Here is a 21,410-nt window from a genome sequence, read left to right on the forward strand (position 1 = left end):
ATCCTTTCGGGCCTGATTCCCAGTCAACCGGGGGTGTCTTTCCGGCTGTTGGGCCGTTCCGACGTCCCGAACATTAGCGGATCCCTGCGGCAGTTCCTAATCGGATCGATCGGATGGATCGAATCGGTCAGGTCGTTCGCAACCCGAATACGAATTGATAACGGGCACGCCGAATGGACATGCCGAAAACAATCCCGGACGGGAGATCGTGCTGGTGTTGGGTTGCCGCTTCAGCGGCGGAGGTGACGTCCCGGTGCTGAACCATCGGCTCCGGGGCAACTCGAAGGACCCTACGCCACCCGGGCCGGTAGTACAAAAGCGGGGCCCGGCACGTGTGTGCCGGACCCCGCTCCCCAAGGTGACTCAGACCTTGACGGGCTCCTTCGCCTCGCCGCCACGCGGCGTCGGCACCTCGGAGTCGTCGTCGCTCGAGTCGAGCAGCGTCCGCTCGTCGAACGGCAGCTCCCCGGCGAGCACCCGCTGGACCCGGTCCCGGTCGACCTCTCCGGTCCACGTCCCGATGAGCAACGTAGCCACCGCGTTGCCCGCGAAGTTCGTCAGCGCGCGGGCCTCGCTCATGAAGCGGTCGATGCCGATGATGAGGCCGACACCGTCGACCAGAGCCGGCTTGTGCGACTGGAGTCCGCTCGCGAGGACCGCGATGCCGGAGCCGGAGACACCGGCCGCACCCTTCGAGGCGATCATCATGAAGAGGAGCAGGCCGATCTGCTGGCCGACGCTCATCGGCTGGTCCATGGCGTCCGCGATGAACAGGGACGCCATGGTCAGGTAGATCATCGTGCCGTCGAGGTTGAAGGAGTAGCCGGTCGGCACCGTGATGCCGACGACCGGACGGCTGACGCCCAGGTGCTCCATCTTCGCGATGAGGCGCGGCAGCGCCGACTCGGACGACGACGTCGACAGGATCAGCAGGAACTCGCGGCCCAGGTACCTGAGCAGGGTGAAGATGTTGAAGCCGGCCGCGAAGCGCAGGATGAGCGCCAGCACGATGCCCACGAACAGGGCGCAGGTGACGTAGAAGCCGACCATGATCGTGGCGAGGGCCTTGAGCGCGTCCACGCCCGTCTCGCCGATGACGGCGGCCATCGCGCCGAAGGCGCCCAGCGGGGCGGCCCACATGATCATGCCGAGGACGCGGAAGACCAGCTTCTGGATGTGCTCGACGCCGCGCAGGACCGGTTCGCCGGAGCGGCCCATGGCCTGGAGCGCGAAGCCGACGAGGAGGGCCACGAGGAGGGTCTGCAGGACCTCGCCCTCGGTGAACGCCGAGACGAGTGTGTGGGGGATGACGCCCAGGATGAAGTCGACCGGGCCTTCCGCGGCGTCCTTGGCCGCGGTGTGGCCGACCTCCTTCGTGGCCTCGGTGAGGTGCATGCCGTCACCGGGGTGCAGGATGTTGCCGACCAGCAGGCCGATGGCCAGGGCGACCATCGACATGACGATGAAGTAGCCGAGGGCGAGGCCGCCGACCTTGCCGATCTTCGCGGCCTTGCGGACCGAACCCACGCCGAGCACGATCGTGCAGAAGATGATCGGCGAGATCATCATCTTGATCAGGTTCACGAAGCCCGTGCCGATGGGCTTGAGCTCCTTGGCGAAGTCCGGCCAGATGAAGCCGACGGCGATGCCGAGCAACACGGCCACGATGACAGCGATGTAGAGATAGTGCGTGCGGTCCCGCTTTGCGGCGGGGGGCTTGGTCGCGGTCCCGGTCTCGGCCACGGTTCCTCCTGACGACGACGTCGGCGTACTGGAACGTTGGAACGTTTCTGAAGGGCTTCCGGAAGGAGTCCGTCAGGGGTTCCGGAAAGATTCGTGTACGCACAGTCCGTGCGGCTCACGGTCTGCGGATCCCGGTGACTATCTCCCAGGCCGTGAGGACCGTCACCCTTCCGTTCATTTAGTTCGCACTTATACGACCGGGCACACTGGCGGCATGCGCTTCCCCCTCCCCCGCAGCCTGGCCGGCCAGCTCTTCGCGATGCAGGCCGTCCTCGTCGCGGTCGTGGTCGCGGGATGCGCCCTGTTCACGTACATCAGTGACCGCAATCAGGCGCAGAACGCGGCGCAGCGGCAGGCGACGGCGGCGGCCACCGCGGTCGCCGACTCGCCTTCGGTGCGTGCGGCGATCGAGGGGTCCGGGGATCCGTCGGAGCGGCTGCAGCCGTACGCGCTCGATGTGCAGCGGCACACCGGCGTGGACTTCGTGACGATCATGGATCCGGCCGGCATCCGCTGGACGCACCCCGACGAGAAGCAGATCGGCAAGCGCTTCCTGGGGCACATCGGGCCCGCTCTGAAGGGCCGGACGTTCCCGGAGACGTACACGGGCACGCTCGGGCCCTCGGTGCGGGTGGTCACGCCGGTCTACGGGGACGGGCACCGGGTCGTCGGGCTCGTCAGCGCCGGGATCACCATCGACGAGATCACCGCGCAGGCGCGCGGGCAGGTGCTGGCCGTGACCGGGGTGGCCGGCGCCGCGCTCGTGCTCGGCGGTATCGGCACGTATGTCATCAACGCGCGGCTGCGGCGTCACACGCACGGGATGAACGCATCCGAGCTGAGCCGGATGCACGCCTACCACCAGGCCGCGCTGCACGCCGTCCGCGAAGGTCTGGTGATGCTCGACGGGCAGCGGCGGGTGGCCCTCATCAACGACGGGGCCCGCGAGCTGCTCGGGGTCGGGGACGACGCGATGGGCCGGGGCGTCGCCGAGCTGGGGCTGCCCGCGCCGCTCACCGGCGCGCTGCTGGCGGCCGAGCCGCGCGTCGACGAGGTGCATCTGACGGCCGACCGGGTGGTGGTCGTGAACACGTCGCCGGTGGCCAGCGGGAACCGGCGCGGCACGGTCGTCACCCTGCGCGATCACACCGAGCTCCAGTCGGTGATGGGCGAGCTGGACTCGGAGCGCGGGTTCACGCAGGCGCTCAGGTCGCAGGCCCATGAGGCGGCGAACCGGCTGCACACGGTGGTGTCGCTGATCGAGCTGGGCCGCGCCGAGGAGGCGGTCGACTTCGCCACCGCGGAGCTGGAGCTGGCCCAGACGCTGACCGATCAGGTCGTGGGCGCGGTGAGCGAGCCCGTCCTTGCCGCACTGCTGCTCGGCAAGGCGGCGCAGGCCAACGAGCACGGGGTGGAGCTGGTCGTGTCCGGCGATACGCGGATCGACGACGGGCTGCTGCCGCAGGCGCTGGCCGCCCGCGATCTGGTGACCGTGCTCGGCAATCTCATCGACAACGCGGTGGACGCGGCGCAGGGCTCCCCGCGCGCCCGGGTCACGGTCACCGCCCGCGCCACGGTGGATGCCCTGCTGCTGCGGGTCACGGACACCGGGCCCGGGGTGGATCCCGAACACTCGGACGCGGTGTTCGAGCGCGGCTGGTCGACGAAGCCGGCGGGGCCGGGCGGTCGCGGCCTCGGCCTGGCTCTCGTACGGCAGGCGGTGCGGCGGAACGGGGGGACACTGGAGCTGGCCCGCCCGGCGGAGGGCGGGGCCGCGTTCACGGCGCTGCTGCCGCTGGGGACGGGTACGACCACGACCTCACTCTCGGCCGTGAGGACAGGTACCGCGACGACCTCTCAGGACGGAACACCATGACGGACCCGCGGATCAGAGTCCTGGTGGTGGAGGACGATCCTGTCGCCGCCGACGCCCATGCCCTCTATGTCAACCGGGTGGCCGGGTTCGTCACCGTGGCGAAGGCGCACACCGCGGCCGAGGCCCGCCGTGCCCTGGACCGGGCGCCCGTCGACCTGATCCTGCTCGACCTGCATCTGCCCGACGGGCACGGTCTCGCGCTGGCCAGGTCGCTGCGGGCGGCCGGGCATCACGCGGACGTCATCGCGGTCACGTCGGCCCGCGACCTGGCGGTCGTCCGGGAGGGTGTCTCGCTGGGTGTCGTGCAGTACGTGCTGAAGCCGTTCACGTTCGCCACGCTGCGCGACCGGCTCGCGCGCTACGCCGAGTACCGCACGTCGAGCGGGGAGGCGACCGGGCAGGACGAGGTCGACCGGGCCCTGGCCAACCTGCGCTCCCCCGCGCCGGCCGCCCTGCCCAAGGGGTTGAGCGCGCCCACCCTGGAGCGGGTCACGCAGGCGCTGCGCGAGTCCGCGCCCGACGGCATGACGGCGACGTCGGCCGCCGGGTCGGTGGGCATCTCGCGCATCACCGCGCGCCGCTACCTGGAGCATCTGGTGGACGCGGGCCTGGCCGAGCGCAGCCCGCAGTACGGACAGGTCGGCAGGCCCGAGCTGATCTACACGTGGAAGTGACGCCCCGGATTCAGCGGACCCGGAAGCGGGTGAGCAGGTCCTCGGCCGCCGGGCCCGTGCCGGACTTGTCGACGACGTAGGCGGTGCCGGCCGCGATCTCGACGTGGTTGGGGTTGGCGCCGGTGGTGACCGTCCTGACGACGGTGCCCTTGCGCGGGTCGACGACGGTGGCGGTGGCGTCCGTGCGGTTGACGGCGACGACGGCTCCGGAGCGGTCGTCGGCGGCGACGGAGAGCGGTCCCGCGCCGGTGGGCACGGACTTGCTGACGATGCCCTTGTCGAGGTCGACGACGGAGACGGTGCCGGCGGTGTTGTCGGCCGTGTAGGCGGTGCGGCCGTTCTTGGATAGGGCGACGGAGATGGGGCCGTCGCCGGTCGGGATGAGCTTCGGCGTCGTGGACCTGCGGTTCACCACGATGAGCTGGTCGTTGGTGAGGTCGGCGGCGTAGACCGTGCCGGTGCGCTCGTCGACGGCTACGCCGGTCGGGCCCGCGCCTTCGACGGTGACGCGCTTCTTCTCCTTGTACGTACGGCTGTCGAAGGCGACGAGGCTGCCGTCGCCGAAGCCGCTCGCCCACACCGTGTTGTGCTTCTCGTCGACGGCGATCTCGCGCGCGTGGGCGACGTTCGGCAGGGTCGCGAGGTGCGCGCCGTCGCGCTGGCTGTAGACGGCGACGCTGTTGTCGCGGGTGTTGGTGACCCAGACCGTGTTGTGCTCGTCGTCGACCGCGATGCCGTAGACCGCCTCGAGGGCGCCGGTGTCCGCGTCGGTGACCGGCGGGGTGTAGGTCGCGAGCACCTTCAGCGTCTTCGGGTCGACCTTGCTCAGCGCGGAGGCGGTCACCGGGGGGCGGCCCACGGCCGACGCGGTCCACAGGACGTGGTTCCGCTCCGAGTACGCCGACTGGTAGAGGCCTTTGGTGACGGGCGCGGAGACAGGGGCGGCTCCGGTACCGCCGGGGGAGGCGACAGCGGCGGGGGCCACCGACGCGCCTGCGACGAGGGCCACCACGACAGCGGCGGAACGGCGGATCCTGGGCGTGATGCGAGGCATGCGGCGTCAATCTCCTTCTGAGGCGGGGGCGTTGCGAAACCACCCGAGGAGTAAGTTAGCTTAGCCTTACCTAACTTTCTACTCCGTCTCAGGGGTCCCACCGCCACCACGGGGGACGCTGCACACCCATTGACCTTGGTCCGGACCGGCCCGTACGTTTCCGGGCAGCCCCGCGCGGCAACGATGCCCGTGAGCTCCGTAGGAGGTCGTGCCTGTGCGCCCCACCGCCCCTCTCCTCGTCGCCACCGCCCTGCTGGCCGCCGGAACGCTCACCGCCTGCGGCGGCGGCTCCGGCAGCGACGCGAACACGATCAAGGTCTCGTTCAAGCAGTCCACGGACAACCAGATCAAGGTCATGGACACCTATCTGGCCGCGATGAAGAAGCAGTTCGAGAAGGCCCACCCGGGCAAGAAGGTCGAACTCGTCCCCATCAAGGCCCCGGACTCCGAGTACTACACCAAGCTCCAGCAGATGCTGCGCTCCCCCAAGACAGCACCCGACCTGGTCTACGAGGACACGTTCCTCATCAACTCGGACATCACCAGCGGTTATCTGAAGCCCCTCGACCAGTACCTCGACAAGTGGTCGCAGTGGGACCAGTTCATCGACACGGCGAAGACGGCGGCGAAGGCCCAGGACGGCAAGACGTACGGCGTCCCGGACGGCACCGACACCCGCGGCCTCTGGTACGACAAGGGCATCTTCGAGAAGGCCGGCATCACGACGCCGTGGCAGCCGAAGAACTGGGCCGAGGTCCTCGACGCGGCCCGCACCATCAAGAAGAAGGTCCCCGACGCGATCCCGCTCAACGTCTACACCGGCAAGCCCAACGGTGAGGCCGCGACCATGCAGGGCTTCGAGATGCTGCTGTACGGGACGGACGGCGGCGGCGCCGATCCGCTCTACGACACCTCGTCGAACAAGTGGATCGCGGGCTCGAAGTCCTTCAAGGACAGCCTCTCGTTCGTGGAGACCGTCTTCGAGGAGAAGCTCGGCCCCGACGTCTCCGACGCCCTCGACCCGAACTGGGCGACCCGCGTACGCGGCGAGATGCTGCCCAAGGGCAAGCTCGGCATCAACCTCGACGGCTCCTGGCTGCCGCAGGACTGGATCAAGGGCAGCGGCCACGAATGGCCCGAGTGGTCACAGAAGCTGGGGCTCGCCCACATGCCGACGCAGAACGGCCAGGCACCCGGCAAGGTCAGCATGTCCGGCGGCTGGACCTGGGCCGTCCCGGCCAAGGCGGGCAACCCCGACCTCGCGTTCGACTTCATCAAGACGATGCAGACCAAGGCCAACGCGCAGCGCTGGTACATCGCCAACTCCGGCATCTCGGTGCGCAAGGACGTCGCCGCGGACCCGGCGTACGTGAAGGCGCAGCCCGGCATCAAGTTCTTCACGGACCTGGTCGCCACGACGCACTACCGCCCGGCCTACCCCGCGTACCCGAAGGTCTCCACGGCGATCCAGGAGGCGATGGAGTCGGTGACGACCGGGGACTCCTCGGTGGACGAGGCGGCCTCCACCTACGACGAGCAGGTGAAGACGGCAGCCGACGGCAAGGTGGTCAACAAGCCCTGATCCGGCAGGAGTCGAGAACTGGAAGGGGACCACCGTCACGTGACCCGCCGCCGTACCGCACTGCGCGCCCTGCCCATCGCACCGGCCACGATCATCATGGTCCTCTTCCTGGCGGGACCGATCGCCTACTGCGCCTACATCGCGTTCACCGATCTCCAGCTCACCGGCCAGGCGGGGTCGTCCTTCGTCGGCTTCGACAACTTCACGGCCGCGTTCCGGGACGACGCCTTCCTCAACGCCGTCCGGCTCACGCTCGTCTTCACGTTCCTGTCGTCGATCGTCGGCCAGAACACCCTGGGCATGGCCCTCGCGGCGCTCATGCAGCGCGCCTCGAAACCGGTGCGCACGGTCACCGGCGCCGTGGTCGTCACCGCGTGGGTGCTGCCGGAGGTCGTCGCCGGGTTCCTCCTCTACGCGTTCTTCCGCCGCGAGGGCACCCTGAACGCGATCCTCGACTGGCTCCATCTGCCCGGCCAGAACTGGCTGTTCACGCTGCCGATCCTCGCGGTGTCGTTCGCGAACATGTGGCGCGGCACGGCCTTCTCGATGCTCGTCTACTCGGCGGCGTTCTCCGAGATCCCGAAAGAGGTCACGGAGGCCGCCGAGGTCGACGGCGCCAACGCCTGGCAGCGCCTCTGGCACGTCACGCTGCCGATGATCCGCCGCTCCATCGGCACGAACCTGATGCTCAACACGCTCCAGACGCTGTCCGTCTTCGGCCTGATCTGGGTGATGACCCGGGGCGGCCCCGGCAACCACAGCCAGACCCTCCCCCTGTTCATGTACGAGCAGGCCTTCCAGAAGAGCATGATCGGCTACGGCACGGCGGTCGCACTGCTGCTCCTCCTGGTCGGCTCCCTGTTCTCGCTGGTCTACATGCGCCTGCTGCGCTCGGAGGCATGAGTGACCCGCCGCCGCACCCGAACCCGGCTCACCGCCGACGCGACCCTGACCCTCGTCGCCCTCGCCTTCGCGCTGCCGCTGGCCTGGGTGGTCCTGTCCTCCCTGGACGCCGACGCGAACCTGAAGGTGAAGTTCCCGGCGCACGCCACGCTCGACAACTTCGACGCGGTCCTGAAACCGGACATCACCTTCACGCCGCTCCTGAACAGCCTGATCCTGTGCGGCGGGGCGACGGCCCTCACGGTCGTCTGCGCGGCCCTCGCCGCGTATCCGCTCTCCCGCTACCGCTCGCGCCTGAACAACCCGTACCTGGCGACGATCCTCTTCGCGACCTGTCTGCCGATCACGGCGATCATGGTCCCGGTGTACGCGCTGTTCGTGCAGGTGAATTTGATCGACACCATGGCGGGCACCATCTACTTCTTCACCGCCTCCCAACTCCCGTTCGCCATCTGGCTGATGAAGAACTTCATGGACGGCGTGCCCAAGGAGCTGGAGGAAGCGGCGTGGACGGACGGCGCGAGCACCTTCCAGTCACTGGTGCGGATCGTGCTGCCACTGATGGGCCCGGGCGTCGCCGTCGTCACGGTGTTCTGCTTCGCCATGATGTGGGGCAACTTCTTCGTCCCGTTCATGCTGCTGCTCTCCCCCGACCAGATGCCGGCGTCGGTCAGCATCAACGACTTCTTCGGCAACCGCGGCACAGTCGTCTACGGCCAGCTCGCGGCGTTCTCGATCATCTACTCGACGCCGGTGATCCTGCTCTACGTACTGGTCTCACGCCGCTTCGGCGGGGGCTTCGCGCTCGGCGGCGCCGTCAAGGGCTGACGCCTTTCGGACGCCGTCCGACGCCTTCCGGACGCCTTTCCCACCTGTACGTTCCTACGACATGTGACGCAAGACGAACGCACCGTAGCCAAGCGGGCCGTTCCCCCCTACTTTGTGCCCGTGCAGCACACCGCCGCGTCTCAGCAGCCCACCCCTCCGTTCAACGCCCCCGCCGCCCGTCGCCTCCGTGAGGCGCTCGGAATGGCCCCGGGCCATGTCGCGTACGGCATGCGTGCGTCGTACGGACTCGCGCACATAACCCCGGAGACGATCATCGCCTGGGAGCGCGGTGAAGCGGCGCCGATGGCGAGCGAACTCACCGCTCTCGCGGGGGCGTTGTGGTGCTCCCCGGGCGAACTGATCGGCGCGCCCCGCACGCTGCGCGAGCACCGGCTGGCGCTCGGGCTCGCGCCGGAGGACGTGGCCCGGGAGGCCGGCGTCGAGATCCACGCGTATCTGCGCATGGAGGAGACCGGCGAGTGGCGGGGCAACGACCGCCAGTCGAGCGCGCTCGCCGGGACGCTGCGGCTCACACCGCGCGCGTTCTCGACGGTGACCGGCCGGGACGCACCGCTGACGGAACTGCTGCGCAGCGCGGCGACCACACGCTGGCAGGCGTACGTGCGGCCGCTGACGCGGCTCGTACCGGTGCAGCGGCGCGAGGCGGAGGACGTCCTGCACGAGATGCACCTGGAGTACCAGGCGCTGATGGCGGCGACGCTGAGCTGGGGCGGCGGCACGTCGGCGGAGTCCGGTGACGCGGGCCGCGACTTCCTGGACCGCATCCTGGACGAGTTCTGGTCGAGGATCCGCAACCCGTGATGGGCGGCGCGTCCCTGAGGGGCCGCACGAAGTGCGCACTTCAGGGGCGCGGGGAACTGCGCGACCAGCCACGACGCACGCCGCACCCAGAAGACGAACCGCACCCCGCAGACGGGACTCCGCGCCTAGAAGACCGACTCCGCCTCGTCCATCCGGTCCTTGGGGACCGTCTTCAGCTCGGTCACCGCGTCAGCGAGCGGCACCATGGAGATGTCAGTACCCCGCAACGCCGTCATCTTCCCGAACTCCCCCCGGTGCGCGGCCTCCACCGCATGCCAGCCGAACCGCGTGGCCAGCACCCGGTCGTACGCGGTCGGCGTACCACCGCGCTGCACGTGGCCGAGGATGACGGGCCGCGCCTCCTTGCCGAGCCGGGACTCCAGCTCGTAGGCGAGAGCGGTGCCGATGCCCTGGAAGCGCTCGTGGCCGAACTGGTCGATCGCGCCCTTGCCGTAGTCCATGCTGCCCTCGGCGGGGTGCGCGCCCTCGGCGACGCAGATGACGGCGAACTTCTTGCCGCGGGCGAACCGCTCCTCGACCATCTTGACCAGGTCCGCCGGGTCGAAGGGCCGCTCGGGCAGGCAGATGCCGTGGGCGCCGCCGGCCATCCCGGACTCCAGGGCGATCCAGCCCGCGTGCCGGCCCATGACCTCGACGACCATCACGCGCTGGTGGGACTCGGCGGTCGTCTTGAGGCGGTCCATCGCCTCGGTGGCGACGCCGACGGCGGTGTCGAAGCCGAAGGTGCGGTCGGTCGAGGAGATGTCGTTGTCGATCGTCTTCGGAACGCCGACGACGGGCAGACCCGCGTCGGAGAGCATCCGGGCCGCGGTGAGCGTGCCCTCGCCGCCGATCGGGATGAGGACGTCGAAACCGCCCGCCTCGGCGAGCTGCTTGACGTCCTCGCAGGCCGCGCGGAACTTGTCGCGCTCCAGACGGGACGAGCCGAGGATGGTGCCGCCACGGGCGAGTATGCCGCTCACCGCGTTGAGATCGAGGGGCCGGGCGCGGCCGTCGAGCAGGCCCGCGTAGCCGTCCTCGAAGCCGATCACCTCGTCGCCGTAGTGCGTGACGGCTCGGTGCACGACCGACCGGATCACTGCGTTCAGTCCAGGGCAGTCGCCGCCTGCGGTCAGAACTCCGATACGCATCGTGCTGTGTCTCCTGCTCGCTGCCGGTACGTGTGAGCCACTGCGATTCTTCCACGCTCCGGGAGCCGCTGCGTTCGCACACGTCACGGGGGGCGCTTCGGCATGCTGTGCAGGGGCACCCGAACCCCGCTGTACAGGGGCACCCGTACCCCGCTGTACAGGACCTTTGTCCGGCGGGCGTCCTAGCCACCGCCAGAGGTATTGTCAAGAGGGCACGGCTTTCATTACGGCCATTTTTTTGGGCCTCGACGGAGACGGAGAGCACGCGTGACGCGGAGCGTGTACGTGACCGGGATCGACCGGGGCGACGGCCGCCAGGTCGTCGAGCTGGGAGTCATGGAGCTCCTGACCCGCCAGGTCGACCGGGTGGGCGTCTTCCGCCCGCTCGTCCACGACGGCCCCGACCGGCTCTTCGATCTGCTGCGGGCGCGCTATCGGCTGTCCCAGGACCCGGCGAGCGTGTACGGCCTCGACTACGGCGAGGCTTCCACGATCCAGGCCGAGCAGGGCACCGACGAGCTGCTCTCACGCCTGGTCGACCGGTTCCACGCGGTTGCCCGCGACTACGACGTCGTCCTCGTGCTCGGCACCGACTACGCCGACACCCAGCTCCCCGACGAGCTGGCGCTCAATGCCCGCCTCGCGAACGAGTTCGGCGCGTCCGTGCTGCCGGTCGTCGGCGGAAGGAAGCAGACCGCCGAGTCGGTGCGCGCCGAGGCCCGCAACGCCTACCGGGCCTACGAGGGCCTGGGCTGCGACGTCCTGGCGATGATCGTCAACCGGGTCGCCGCCGAGGACCGCGACGCGATCCACGAGAAGCTCGCGGCGCATCTGCCGGTGCCGACCTTCGTCCTGCCCGACGAGCCCGCGCTCTCCGCGCCGACCGTCTCGCAGATCACCCACGCGCTCGGCGGCACAGTGCTGCTCGGCGACGGCGCGGGCCTGGCCCGGGACGCCCTGGACTTCGTCTTCGGCGGCGCCATGCTGCCGAACTTCCTGAACGCCCTGACCCCGGGCTGCATGGTCGTCACCCCCGGCGACCGCGCGGACCTGGTGGTCGGCTCGCTCGCCGCGCACAGCGCCGGCACCCCGCCCATCGCGGGCGTCCTGCTCACCCTGAACGAGCGGCCCGGCGAGGAGATCCTCAAGCTCGCCGACCGGCTCGCGCCCGGCACCCCGGTGGTCGCGGTCTCCGGCGGCTCGTTCCCCACGGCGGCCGAACTCTTCGCCCTGGAGGGCAAGTTGAACGCCGCGACGCCCCGCAAGGCGGAGACGGCCCTCGGCCTCTTCGAGCGGTACGTCGACACGGCCGGGCTGCTCAGGACCATCCAGGCGCCCGCCACGGACCGCGTCACGCCGATGATGTTCGAGCACAAGCTCCTGGAGCGGGCCCGCTCGGACAAGCGGCGCGTCGTGCTGCCCGAGGGCACCGAGGAGCGGGTGCTGCGCGCCGCCGACGTCCTGCTGCGCCGCGGCGTCTGCGATCTGACCCTGCTGGGCCCGGTCGAGCAGATCCGCAAGAAGGCCGCGGACCTGGGCGTCGACCTCGCGGACGCCGAGCTGATCGACCCGCACGCCTCCGAGCTGCGGGACCGGTTCGCCGCCGCGTACGCGGAGCTGCGCGCCCACAAGGGCGTCACCGTGGAGCTGGCGCACGACGTGGTCGCGGACGTGAACTACTTCGGCACCCTGATGGTCCAGGAGGGCCTCGCCGACGGCATGGTCTCCGGCTCCGTGCACTCCACGGCCGCCACCATCCGGCCCGCCTTCGAGATCATCAAGACCAAGCCGGACGCCGCGATCGTCTCTTCCGTCTTCTTCATGTGCCTGGCCGACAAGGTCCTCGTCTACGGCGACTGCGCCGTGAACCCGGACCCGGACGCCCGCCAGCTCGCCGACATCGCCATGCAGTCCGCGGGCACCGCCGACCAGTTCGGCGTCGACCCGCGCATCGCGATGCTGTCGTACTCGACCGGGACCTCCGGCTCCGGCGCCGACGTCGACAAGGTGCGCGAGGCCACCGAGCTGGTCCGCGAGCGGCGCGGCGACCTGAGGATCGAGGGGCCGATCCAGTACGACGCCGCGGTCGAGCCGAGTGTCGCGGCCACCAAGCTGCCGGGCTCCGAGGTCGCGGGCCAGGCCAGCGTGCTGATCTTCCCGGACCTCAACACCGGCAACAACACGTACAAGGCCGTGCAGCGCTCGGCCGGCGCGATCGCCGTCGGCCCGGTCCTCCAGGGGCTGCGCAAGCCGGTCAACGACCTGTCCCGCGGCGCGCTCGTGCAGGACATCGTGAACACCGTCGCCATCACGGCGATCCAGGCCCAGACGCCGGCCAACTGAACCCTCGTACCCGACGAAAAGGCACCCTTTCCGTGACTGCGACCCGAGTCCTCGTCCTCAACTCCGGCTCCTCGTCGGTGAAGTACCAGCTGCTCGACATGAGCGACAGCAGCCGGCTCGCCGCGGGCCTCGTCGAGCGCATCGGCGAGGAGACCTCGCGCCTCAAGCACACGCCGCTGACCGGCGGCGGTGAGGCGCGGGAGCGGGAGCAGCCGATCGCCGACCACGAGGAGGCGCTCAAGGCCGTCGCCGACGAGCTGGCGCGGGACGGGCTCGGCATCGACTCCCCCGAGCTGGCCGCGATCGGCCACCGCGTGGTGCACGGCGGCAAGTTCTTCACCGAGCCGACCGTGATCGACGACGCGGTGCTCAAGGAGGTGGAGCGGCTCATCCCGGTGGCGCCGCTGCACAACCCGGCGAACCTGACGGGCATCCGGACCGCGATGGCGCTGCGCCCGGACCTGCCGCAGGTCGCGGTCTTCGACACGGCGTTCCACACGACGATGCCGGAGTCGGCGGCGCGGTACGCGATCGACATCAAGACCGCCGACGAGCACCGCATCCGGCGCTACGGCTTCCACGGCACGTCGCACGCGTACGTGTCGCGCAGGACGGCGCAGCTGCTCGGCAAGGAGCCCGAGGACGTCAACGTCATCGTCCTGCACCTGGGCAACGGCGCCTCGGCCTCCGCGGTGCGCGGCGGGATCTGCGTCGACACATCGATGGGCCTCACGCCGCTTGAGGGCCTGGTGATGGGTACCCGTTCAGGAGACGTCGATCCGGCCGTCATCTTCCACCTGATGCGGGTGGGGAACATGACCGCGGACGAGATCGACGTCCTGCTCAACAAGAAGAGCGGCCTCATCGGTCTGTGCGGCGACAACGACATGCGGGAGATCCGCCGCCGCGTCGACGAGGGCGAGCAGGAGGCGCGGCTCGCCTTCGACATCTACATCCACCGTCTGAAGAAGTACATCGGTGCGTACTACGCGGTGCTCGGCCGGGTGGACGCGATCGTGTTCACCGCCGGGGTCGGCGAGAACTCGGCGCCGGTGCGGGAGGCTGCGGTCGCGGGCCTCGAGGAGCTGGGGCTCGCGGTCGACGGCGAACTCAATTCCGTACGTTCCGACGAGGCCCGGATCGTCTCGCCCGAGTACGCCCGGGTGGCGGTCGCCGTGGTGCCGACGGACGAGGAGCTGGAGATCGCCCAGCAGACCTACGCCCTGGTCGCTCCGCCGGAGAACCGCAACGCCTGAGCGCACACCCGCCCATTTGTAGTTTCCACCAGACGGAATATTCCGTAGCGAAACAAACCGATAGGATCGCCCCCATGCGCCGTTCCAAAATCGTCTGCACGCTGGGCCCCGCCGTCGACTCCGAAGAGCAGCTCGTCTCGCTGATCGAAGCCGGTATGAACGTGGCCCGCTTCAACTTCAGCCACGGCTCGCACGCCGAGCACCAGGGTCGTTACGACCGGGTGCGGGCCGCCGCCACGAAGACCGGCCGCGCCGTGGGCGTCCTCGCCGACCTCCAGGGCCCGAAGATCCGTCTGGAGACCTTCGCCGAAGGCCCCGTCGAGCTGGTGCGCGGTGACGAGTTCACCATCACCACCGAGGACGTGCCCGGTGACAAGTCGATCTGCGGCACCACCTACAAGGGGCTGCCCGGCGACGTCTCCAAGGGCGACCAGATCCTGATCAACGACGGCAACGTCGAGCTGCGTGTGGTCGAGGTGGAAGGGCCGCGGGTCAAGACGATCGTCGTCGAGGGCGGCGTCATCTCCGACCACAAGGGCATCAACCTGCCCGGCGCGGCCGTCAACGTGCCGGCCCTGTCCGAGAAGGACATCGAGGACCTGCGCTTCGCCCTGAAGATGGGCTGCGACATGGTCGCCCTGTCCTTCGTGCGCGACGCCGGTGACGTCAAGGACGTCCACAAGGTGATGGACGAGGAGGGCCGCCGGGTCCCCGTCATCGCCAAGGTGGAGAAGCCGCAGGCCGTCGCCAACATGGAGGGCGTCGTCGCGGCCTTCGACGCCGTCATGGTCGCCCGTGGCGACCTCGCCGTCGAGTACCCGCTCGAGAAGGTCCCGATGGTGCAGAAGCGCCTCGTGGAGATGTGCCGCCGCAACGCCAAGCCGGTGATCGTCGCGACCCAGATGATGGAGTCGATGATCACCAACTCGCGCCCCACGCGCGCCGAGGCGTCCGACGTCGCCAACGCGATCCTGGACGGTGCCGACGCGGTCATGCTGTCCGCCGAGTCGTCCGTGGGCGCGTACCCGATCGAGACCGTCAAGACGATGTCGAAGATCGTCAAGGCGGCCGAGGAGGAGCTGCTCTCCAAGGGGCTGCAGCCGCTCGTGCCCGGCAAGAAGCCGCGTACGCAGGGCGGTGCGGTGGCCCGTGCCGCCGCCGAGATCGCCGACTTCCTGGGTGGCGAGGCGCTGGTCGCCTTCACGCAGTCCGGTGACACGGCCCGCCGTCTGTCCCGCTACCGCGCGGCCCAGCCGATCCTGGCCTTCACCACGGACGAGAACACCCGCAACCAGCTCTCGCTGAGCTGGGGCGTCGAGTCCTACGTCGTGCCGCACGTGGACACCACGGACGCCATGGTCGAGCTGGTCGACACCGAGATGGTCAAGCTGAACCGCTTCAACGACGGCGACACGGTCGTCATCACCGCCGGTTCGCCCCCCGGCGTCCCCGGCACCACCAACATGGTCCGGGTGCACCACCTGGGCAACGGCGGCCGCGACTGACGGCCCCCCGGGGCCCGCGGGCTCCAGGAACACGCGCCGAGGGCGCCCCCTGTACGAGACAGGGGGCGCCCTCGGCGTTTCTTGCGGCTCCCGGATGGGTCTTTTCCCCCTTGGGGGGACCGGTAGGGACCGGTTCGGTCAGCTGTCCTCGATCGTGGACGTCAGACCGGGCACGTGCAGGGTCCCGCCGAACTGCGCCGCCTGCGTGACCTTCACATTGGTGAAGTACAGGATCGGCAGGTTGATCGGCGGCGGGTTGTCCGCGTTGAACGTCATGGGGATGAGCCCGAGCAGATTGCCCGAGAGCTCCTCCGTGTACATGGTGGTCTTCCCGTCCCGGATGGTGGACGTGGAGCCCTTGTCCGAGCGGATGTGGAACGACTTGCCGTTCGGGCCGGGGGCGATCTGGTGCAGATCCCCGATGTCCGTCCCGTTGGAGATGACGTACTTCATGACGCGCTTGGTGGAGCCGTCGGCCATCTTGACGTTGACGATGCCCTGGTAGTCCGCGCCCTTGAGCGTGAGGGAGCTGGCCTCCAGCTGCCACGGCTTGTCGGGCAGCTGGACCGGGGTGTTCTCGTTGTCACCCTCGGCGTCGGTGGCCACCGGGCAGTTGTCCGGGACACCACTGGCGCTCGGGGACGGGGTCGCCGCCTCCTCCGCCTTCTTCTTGGCGTCCTCGGCGGCCTTGTCGAGGCCGTCCGTCGTGTCCTTGACCGCGTCGCCGGCCTTGTCGGTCGTGTCCTTGACCGTGTCGCCGACTCCGTCGACGGTGTCCTTGACCGCGTCGCCGAGGTCCTTGGAGCCGTCCTTCGAACCGTCCTCGGAACCGGACTCCGAGGCCGATGCCGACGGGCTGGGAGTCGGGCCGGCCGTCTCCTTGTCCTTCGGCGCGAACAGGTCCTTGAGCGCGTCGCCGAGCCCCAGGGGGTCGAGCGGGTTCTTGGTCTCGGACGCGGAGGGGGACGGGGTGGCGGTGTCCTGAGCCGCCTTGCCGTCCTTGCTCTCCTCGTCGGCGCTGGAGCCGGAGCCGCCACTGGCGGAGGCCGAGGGCGAGGGGGTGGCCTCGTCCTTCGTGTCCTCGCCCTTGTCGGTGTCCTTGCCGGCGTCCTTGTCCGTGGACTCGGACGCGGACGGGGACTCCTGAGCCTTGTCCTTGTCCTTGTCGTCGGCCTTGTCGTCGGTGGCGGTCTTGCCGGACTTGGCGTCCCGCTCGGCCTGCACCGCGTCGGCGCACGCCTTGTAGTCGTCCACCGAGAACTTGGTCGGGTTGTCCTCGGCCAACGCCAGCGTCGGCGTCAGCCCGATCCCCATCAGTACGGCCGTGGGCATGGCCGCGATGGCTATCGCCTTGCCCGCGGGCATGTGCAACCTGGTGAAAAGATGCTTCCTCGGTGCTGCATGCCGCGGCCCGGTTCTCGCACGGGACTCCCCCGCGGAGTCCTCGTGGTGCACCTCGTCAGCCGGCACGGTGCCTCCCGTTCGTCCCGTTGTCCGGGCTCGTCCCTGACTCGTCGTGGTTTGCGCCCGCGACCCGGTAGGTGGCCCCCGTGACGGGCGGCACGGCCGCCGCGTCCTCGGGCCGGGCGTCGCCGGCGTCCACCGTCGCGCCCTTGTCCTGCGGCTTGGCCTCGGCCCAGGAGATGGCCAGGGCGCCGCCGATCAGGGCCAGCAGGAAGCCGATGACGAATCCGCCGAAGTTGGAGACGACAAGGGAGACCAGGGCGAGCAGGATCGCCGCGACGCCCGCGAAGATGCGGGACTGGTACTGGAACCACATCGTGATGCCGAGCACGACAAGCAGGGCACCGATGATCAACGACCCGGCGCCGGCCGTGGTGGCCATCCGGATCGTCATCGTGCCGAGCGTGAGGTTCGCGTACGGGAAGTACATGATCGGGATGCCGCCGAGCAGGGTCAGCAGACCTGCCCAGAAGGGACGTTGGCCGCGCCAAGTGCGGAACGTCCGGCGTGCGTGGCCGAACCTGTCGCCCACCCCTGCTTGCGCTTCGGCGCTCATGTCGTACAGCTCCTCAGGACTGGCGTTTTGTTCGGTGGTGATGTGTGCGGTACGGGCACGGGGGCCTCGGCCAGATGATGCGGACCATGCCCCCGCGCCCTTCCGTGAGGCGTGATGTGGCGAGGGATATCGCTAGGCGGTGAGGCCTAGTAGCACTCGATGCCCTTGCCGCTGCCCTTGTGCAGGCTCATGTTCAGCCCGTTGAGCTTGAACGTGCCGGCGCTCGTCGCCCAGGCCGTCTGGTCGACGTCGGTCAGGATGGCGCGGTCCGCCTCTTGGGCGAACCCGTTCGGGTCGGCCTGCTCCTTGCCGCCCTTCATGCCGGGGCCCTTGCTGGAGGACCCGGCGGCGACACCGATGTTGATGTCCTTGAACGTGGCATCCGCGTCGAGCTGCGCGACATCGATGTAGATGTTGTCGGCAACCGCCGGCTTACCGCCGCCACCGGCCTTCAGCACCAGCGTGATGTCACCGAGGCCCGGGATCTTCGTCACCACGGACTGGCACATGTTGGTGAGCTTGGCCTTCTTGAACGCCGAGACGGAGACCGGGTGAGGGGTCCCGTTCTTCTCAGCGTCGATGGCGCCGTACTGGACCATGCCGTGGGCGTCGAGCTTGTCGACATGCACCTTGAACGACTGACCCGACACACTGAACGATGCCGCAAGCGCGCCCTGCGAGAGGGCGACACCTATCGCGGCTGTAGCCGCGACGCTCGGCACCATGACTACGGCGAACCGCTTCCATCTGGTTCCACCACGAGTCACGGACTTCATGACTTTCCTCCTTCTCGGACGTACATCTCCGGCCCTGACTGCCCAATGCAGCGGCTCAGCCGGGCAGGGATGGGAGAAGTGCTACGTCCTCGGGAAGGAGAGCGCCTGCATCGGAGGCGCACATTCGCACCTTGATCACCGGCGATCACCCCCGAGCGACAACCACTGGTCGCACCTGAACCATCACGCGCAACCTGCTGGACAGGCTCAGCCGGAAAATGGCCGAGACCCCCCTGTCCCAGACCGACGGCGCTCCCCAAGGCTTCACCGCCGGCCTGCCCGGTGGGGACCCAAGACCCTCGCTGCCCGAGTGGCTGTCGGACGGTGAGGAGTGGACCGAGCGTGCCCGATCGTGGTGCATTCCCGGCGCTCGCACAAGGGGGTTCGTTACTCACGGGTAACGGACGGATAACCGAACAACGACCGCCCGACATCGAACGGCGACGCAGGGTGCCGCCATGGCCATCGCCAAGATGGTTTATTCCGGTACAGAACCGGACGGATGCCTGCCCCCGACTTACTCCAAGTAACAGCGGCCACGTTTACCAAGTTTTGGTAAAGCGTGGCCGCTGTGTGTCCCTGGGGACAGAATTTTCACCTTGGCATCACATGCCGCGGCGTTTAGGAACAGGTCACTACCGGCCTAGAACAGAACCCGGGCCAGAGCCGTACGCGCGGTGGTCACACGCGGGTCGTCGGCGCCGACGATCTCGAACAGTTCCAGCAGCCGGACGCGCGCCGCGGTCCGGTCGTCGCCGGCCGAGCGGGCCACGGCGTCGACCAGTCGGCCGAAGGCGTCCTCGACATGGCCTCCGACCAGGTCCAGGTCGGCGGCGGCGATCTGCGCGGCCACGTCACCCGGCTTCTCTGCGGCGTCCCTGCGGACCGCCTGCGGGTCGACGCCCTGCACGCGCTGGAGCAGTTCGGCCTGGCCGAGGCCGAGCTTGGCCTCGCTGTTGCCGGGATCGTCGGAGAGCACGTTCTTGTACGCCTGGACGGCACCGGCCAGGTCGCCCGCGTCAAGAGCGCGGACGGCCGCTTCGAGGAGCGCGTCGTAGGGACCGGCCGGAGCCTCCACGACCGGTGCGGCGCCCTCCGCATCCCCCGCGTTCCCGTCGACGACGATGCCGGTGAGCCCGAAGCGCTCCTCGGCGACCTGGATCAGCTGATCGAGGGTGCCGCGGATCTGGGCCTCGGGAGCCGCGCCCTGGAAGAGGGGCAGCGCCTGCCCGGCGACTACGGCGAACACAGCGGGGATCCCCTGAACCCCGAACTGCTGCATCAGCATCTGGTTGGCGTCTACGTCGATCTTGGCGAGCACGAAGCGGCCGCTGTACTCGCCTGCGAGGCGCTCGAGCAGCGGGCTCAGCTGCTTGCAGGGCTCGCACCACTCGGCCCAGAAGTCGATGACGACGGGCACTTCGGTGGAGCGCTGCAGTACGTCGCGCTCGAAGTCCGCCTCATTGACGTCGATGACCAGGCTCGACGGCGACACGGCGGCGGACCCGCCACCCTGCCGGGCCGCTTCGGCGCGCGCCTGCTCCGCCTTCGCCTTGGCTTCCTGGGCCGCCTTCACCGCGGCGAGATCGACGACTCCGCTCATGGACATGTTCCGTGGCTGCATGCGTACAGTCTCCCCCTTCCGCGGACAGTTGTGGGCCGGGTCCTCTCCGTCGCCTCCCGCCGGATTGCGAGGCGTACGGAGCGGACTCGGCCTGATACTCAAGTGCCGGGTCCCCACCCGGCACCCGTGGCGTCGGTACCGGGTCCCCACCCGGCACCTGTGGTTGCCGCTCGTCGTGACCGCCCGGGGTGCAGAACCGAGTCGGCCGTACGAGATGAGCTTTCGCTACGAGTCGTAGCGTAACTGTCCCCGGGGCGGCACCGGAGGGCACCCCATGGTGATCTGCCTCACGCGCGCCAGGCAGCCTACTGGCCGGTATGGTCGCGTCCATGCAGCGCCGCATGCCGCCCTCACCAGGACGACTCGGCCGACCGCGGTCCGCCGCGGCGGACGAGGCGATCCTCGATGCCACGCGGGCGGCGCTGGTGGATCTCGGCTGGTCGAAGCTGACGCTGGGCGATGTGGCGACGCGGGCGGGTGTCGCCAAGACGACGCTGTACCGACGGTGGGCGGGCAAGAACGAGCTCGTGGTCGACGCGGTCGCCGTCCTCTTCGATGAACTCGAACTCCCCGACAAAGGTTCCCTGGCCGCCGACATCGAGGGCGTGGTCCTCCAGTTCGCGGCGATCCTGGACCGCCCGGAGACGAAGACGGCGCTGATGGCCGTGGTCGCCGAGTCCACCCGGGACGAGCCCCTGCGCGAACGCATCCGGACCTCGATCGTGGACCGGCAGAAACGTCTCGTCCTGGAGGGCCGCGCCCGCGCCGAACTCCGCGGCGAACTCCCCGCCTCCTCCGACCCCCACACCGCCGCGGCCACGGCCGACCTGATCTTCGACGTGGCGGCGGGCGCGGTGGTCCACCGGACGCTGGTGAGCGCGGAGCCGGTGGACGCGGAGTGGGTCCGCAGGTTCACGGCGTTGTTGCTGGGGGGGTTGGCGGCGGCGTCGCACTGAAACGCGGTGCGGCCCGGGCGACTCCCGGACCACACCGCGTGTGCCGCTGCCCCTACTCCCCCTCGGCGACGAGGTACTTGTAGTCGCTCACCACGAACTCGCCGTAGCGGAACGCGGAACCGAGGCGTTCCAGCCTGCCGTACTGGTCAGCACTGAGGCGGAAGGCCCCGTACGGCTCAGACAGCCAGCTGCCGTGCAGGGTGCTGAGCAGGAGACGGAACGCCAGGTCGGGCGCGCAACTCTGCGCACAATCCACCAGGTTTTCCGCCACCGTCGTCAAGGAGGTGGCGTCGGCCC

At 69.4% G+C, this 21,410-nt stretch carries 18 protein-coding genes; 10 read left to right on the top strand and 8 right to left on the bottom strand.

What is annotated here, in order from left to right; all coding sequences use genetic code 11:
• Positions 1-363 precede the first annotated feature (363 nt).
• Positions 364-1,743 carry a cation:dicarboxylate symporter family transporter gene (locus ABD366_RS21615; RefSeq protein WP_324766296.1) on the bottom strand — a complete coding sequence of 460 codons (1,380 nt, stop codon included), beginning with the start codon at positions 1,741-1,743 and terminating at the stop codon, positions 364-366.
• 214 nt (positions 1,744-1,957) lie between these two features.
• Here ABD366_RS21615 and ABD366_RS21620 point away from each other — a divergent pair, with 214 nt between their 5' ends.
• Both ABD366_RS21620 and ABD366_RS21625 read left to right on the top strand, forming a co-directional pair.
• Complete coding sequence (locus tag ABD366_RS21620; protein WP_324766297.1) at positions 1,958-3,619, top strand: sensor histidine kinase; 1,662 nt, start codon at positions 1,958-1,960, stop codon at positions 3,617-3,619.
• Positions 3,616-4,293, top strand: coding sequence for a response regulator (locus tag ABD366_RS21625; RefSeq protein ID WP_324766298.1), 678 nt, complete (start codon positions 3,616-3,618; stop codon positions 4,291-4,293). Before ABD366_RS21620 ends, ABD366_RS21625 begins: the two co-directional genes overlap by 4 nt.
• 10 nt (positions 4,294-4,303) lie before the next feature.
• On the opposite strand, the gene ABD366_RS21630 is transcribed toward ABD366_RS21625, so the two are convergent.
• Positions 4,304-5,347 carry a YncE family protein gene (locus tag ABD366_RS21630; RefSeq protein WP_324766299.1) on the bottom strand — a complete coding sequence of 348 codons (1,044 nt, stop codon included), beginning with the start codon at positions 5,345-5,347 and terminating at the stop codon, positions 4,304-4,306.
• Positions 5,348-5,561: 214 nt separating this feature from the next.
• Here ABD366_RS21630 and ABD366_RS21635 point away from each other — a divergent pair, with 214 nt between their 5' ends.
• The 4 genes from ABD366_RS21635 to ABD366_RS21650 all read left to right on the top strand — a co-directional run bounded on the left by ABD366_RS21635 (position 5,562) and on the right by ABD366_RS21650 (position 9,482).
• A complete protein-coding gene (locus tag ABD366_RS21635) occupies positions 5,562-6,929 on the top strand; it encodes an extracellular solute-binding protein (protein WP_324766300.1) in 1,368 nt (455 codons plus the stop codon).
• Positions 6,930-7,025: 96 nt separating this feature from the next.
• The gene (locus ABD366_RS21640; RefSeq protein ID WP_324766402.1) at positions 7,026-7,832 is read left to right on the top strand and encodes a carbohydrate ABC transporter permease; all 807 of its coding nucleotides are present in this window, start codon (positions 7,026-7,028) and stop codon (positions 7,830-7,832) included.
• Positions 7,833-8,660: a carbohydrate ABC transporter permease gene (locus tag ABD366_RS21645; protein ID WP_324766301.1), complete on the top strand. Its 828-nt coding sequence runs from the start codon at positions 7,833-7,835 to the stop codon at positions 8,658-8,660. It begins immediately after the preceding gene.
• A 201-nt stretch (positions 8,661-8,861) separates the two neighbouring features.
• Positions 8,862-9,482 carry a helix-turn-helix domain-containing protein gene (locus ABD366_RS21650; protein ID WP_411293619.1) on the top strand — a complete coding sequence of 207 codons (621 nt, stop codon included), beginning with the start codon at positions 8,862-8,864 and terminating at the stop codon, positions 9,480-9,482.
• Positions 9,483-9,607: 125 nt separating this feature from the next.
• Here ABD366_RS21650 and ABD366_RS21655 read toward each other — a convergent pair whose 3' ends face one another.
• A complete protein-coding gene (locus tag ABD366_RS21655) occupies positions 9,608-10,633 on the bottom strand; it encodes a 6-phosphofructokinase (RefSeq protein WP_324766303.1) in 1,026 nt (341 codons plus the stop codon).
• A gap of 267 nt (positions 10,634-10,900) precedes the next feature.
• On the opposite strand from ABD366_RS21655, the gene pta reads away from it, so the two are divergent.
• The 3 genes from pta to pyk all read left to right on the top strand — a co-directional run bounded on the left by pta (position 10,901) and on the right by pyk (position 15,737).
• Entirely contained in the window at positions 10,901-12,976 is a 2,076-nt protein-coding gene (gene pta / locus ABD366_RS21660; RefSeq protein ID WP_324766304.1) for a phosphate acetyltransferase, read from the top strand.
• Positions 12,977-13,008: 32 nt separating this feature from the next.
• Complete coding sequence (locus tag ABD366_RS21665; protein WP_324766305.1) at positions 13,009-14,232, top strand: acetate kinase; 1,224 nt, start codon at positions 13,009-13,011, stop codon at positions 14,230-14,232.
• 74 nt (positions 14,233-14,306) lie between these two features.
• The gene (pyk, locus tag ABD366_RS21670) at positions 14,307-15,737 is read left to right on the top strand and encodes a pyruvate kinase (protein WP_324766306.1); all 1,431 of its coding nucleotides are present in this window, start codon (positions 14,307-14,309) and stop codon (positions 15,735-15,737) included.
• A 138-nt stretch (positions 15,738-15,875) separates the two neighbouring features.
• On the opposite strand, the gene ABD366_RS21675 is transcribed toward pyk, so the two are convergent.
• The 4 genes from ABD366_RS21675 to ABD366_RS21690 all read right to left on the bottom strand — a co-directional run bounded on the left by ABD366_RS21675 (position 15,876) and on the right by ABD366_RS21690 (position 20,157).
• Entirely contained in the window at positions 15,876-17,102 is a 1,227-nt protein-coding gene (locus ABD366_RS21675) for a hypothetical protein (RefSeq protein WP_324766307.1), read from the bottom strand.
• Between the two features lie 94 nt (positions 17,103-17,196).
• A complete protein-coding gene (locus tag ABD366_RS21680; protein WP_324766308.1) occupies positions 17,197-17,757 on the bottom strand; it encodes a DUF6114 domain-containing protein in 561 nt (186 codons plus the stop codon).
• 146 nt (positions 17,758-17,903) lie between these two features.
• Positions 17,904-18,533 (bottom strand): DUF6230 family protein, encoded by a 630-nt coding sequence (locus tag ABD366_RS21685; protein WP_324766309.1) that lies wholly within the window; start codon positions 18,531-18,533, stop codon positions 17,904-17,906.
• Positions 18,534-19,176: 643 nt separating this feature from the next.
• Positions 19,177-20,157, bottom strand: a complete 981-nt coding sequence (locus tag ABD366_RS21690; RefSeq protein WP_324766310.1) for a tetratricopeptide repeat protein — start codon at positions 20,155-20,157, stop codon at positions 19,177-19,179.
• 329 nt (positions 20,158-20,486) lie between these two features.
• Here ABD366_RS21690 and ABD366_RS21695 point away from each other — a divergent pair, with 329 nt between their 5' ends.
• Positions 20,487-21,113: a TetR/AcrR family transcriptional regulator gene (locus ABD366_RS21695; RefSeq protein WP_324766311.1), complete on the top strand. Its 627-nt coding sequence runs from the start codon at positions 20,487-20,489 to the stop codon at positions 21,111-21,113.
• A 52-nt stretch (positions 21,114-21,165) separates the two neighbouring features.
• On the opposite strand, the gene ABD366_RS21700 is transcribed toward ABD366_RS21695, so the two are convergent.
• Positions 21,166-21,369 carry a hypothetical protein gene (locus ABD366_RS21700; RefSeq protein WP_344442291.1) on the bottom strand — a complete coding sequence of 68 codons (204 nt, stop codon included), beginning with the start codon at positions 21,367-21,369 and terminating at the stop codon, positions 21,166-21,168.
• Positions 21,370-21,410: the final 41 nt, after the last annotated feature.

It is taken from the genome of Streptomyces kunmingensis (assembly GCF_039533535.1).
GTDB classification, from domain to species: Bacteria; Actinomycetota; Actinomycetes; order Streptomycetales; family Streptomycetaceae; genus Streptomyces; species Streptomyces kunmingensis.

Bases quoted from the DNA above. Each gene is read 5' to 3' on its own strand.
- ABD366_RS21620 (WP_324766297.1), top strand. From the start codon at position 1,958: ATGCGCTTCCCCCTCCCCCGCAGCCTGGCCGGCCAGCTCTTCGCGATG.
- ABD366_RS21625 (WP_324766298.1), top strand. From the start codon at position 3,616: ATGACGGACCCGCGGATCAGAGTCCTGGTGGTGGAGGACGATCCTGTC.
- ABD366_RS21630 (WP_324766299.1), bottom strand. From the start codon at position 5,347: ATGCCTCGCATCACGCCCAGGATCCGCCGTTCCGCCGCTGTCGTGGTG.
- ABD366_RS21640 (WP_324766402.1), top strand. From the start codon at position 7,026: ATGGTCCTCTTCCTGGCGGGACCGATCGCCTACTGCGCCTACATCGCG.
- ABD366_RS21650 (WP_411293619.1), top strand. From the start codon at position 8,862: ATGGCCCCGGGCCATGTCGCGTACGGCATGCGTGCGTCGTACGGACTC.
- ABD366_RS21655 (WP_324766303.1), bottom strand. From the start codon at position 10,633: ATGCGTATCGGAGTTCTGACCGCAGGCGGCGACTGCCCTGGACTGAAC.
- pyk (WP_324766306.1), top strand. From the start codon at position 14,307: ATGCGCCGTTCCAAAATCGTCTGCACGCTGGGCCCCGCCGTCGACTCC.
- ABD366_RS21675 (WP_324766307.1), bottom strand. From the start codon at position 17,102: ATGCCCGCGGGCAAGGCGATAGCCATCGCGGCCATGCCCACGGCCGTA.
- ABD366_RS21680 (WP_324766308.1), bottom strand. From the start codon at position 17,757: ATGAGCGCCGAAGCGCAAGCAGGGGTGGGCGACAGGTTCGGCCACGCA.
- ABD366_RS21685 (WP_324766309.1), bottom strand. From the start codon at position 18,533: ATGAAGTCCGTGACTCGTGGTGGAACCAGATGGAAGCGGTTCGCCGTA.
- ABD366_RS21690 (WP_324766310.1), bottom strand. From the start codon at position 20,157: ATGCAGCCACGGAACATGTCCATGAGCGGAGTCGTCGATCTCGCCGCG.
- ABD366_RS21695 (WP_324766311.1), top strand. From the start codon at position 20,487: ATGCAGCGCCGCATGCCGCCCTCACCAGGACGACTCGGCCGACCGCGG.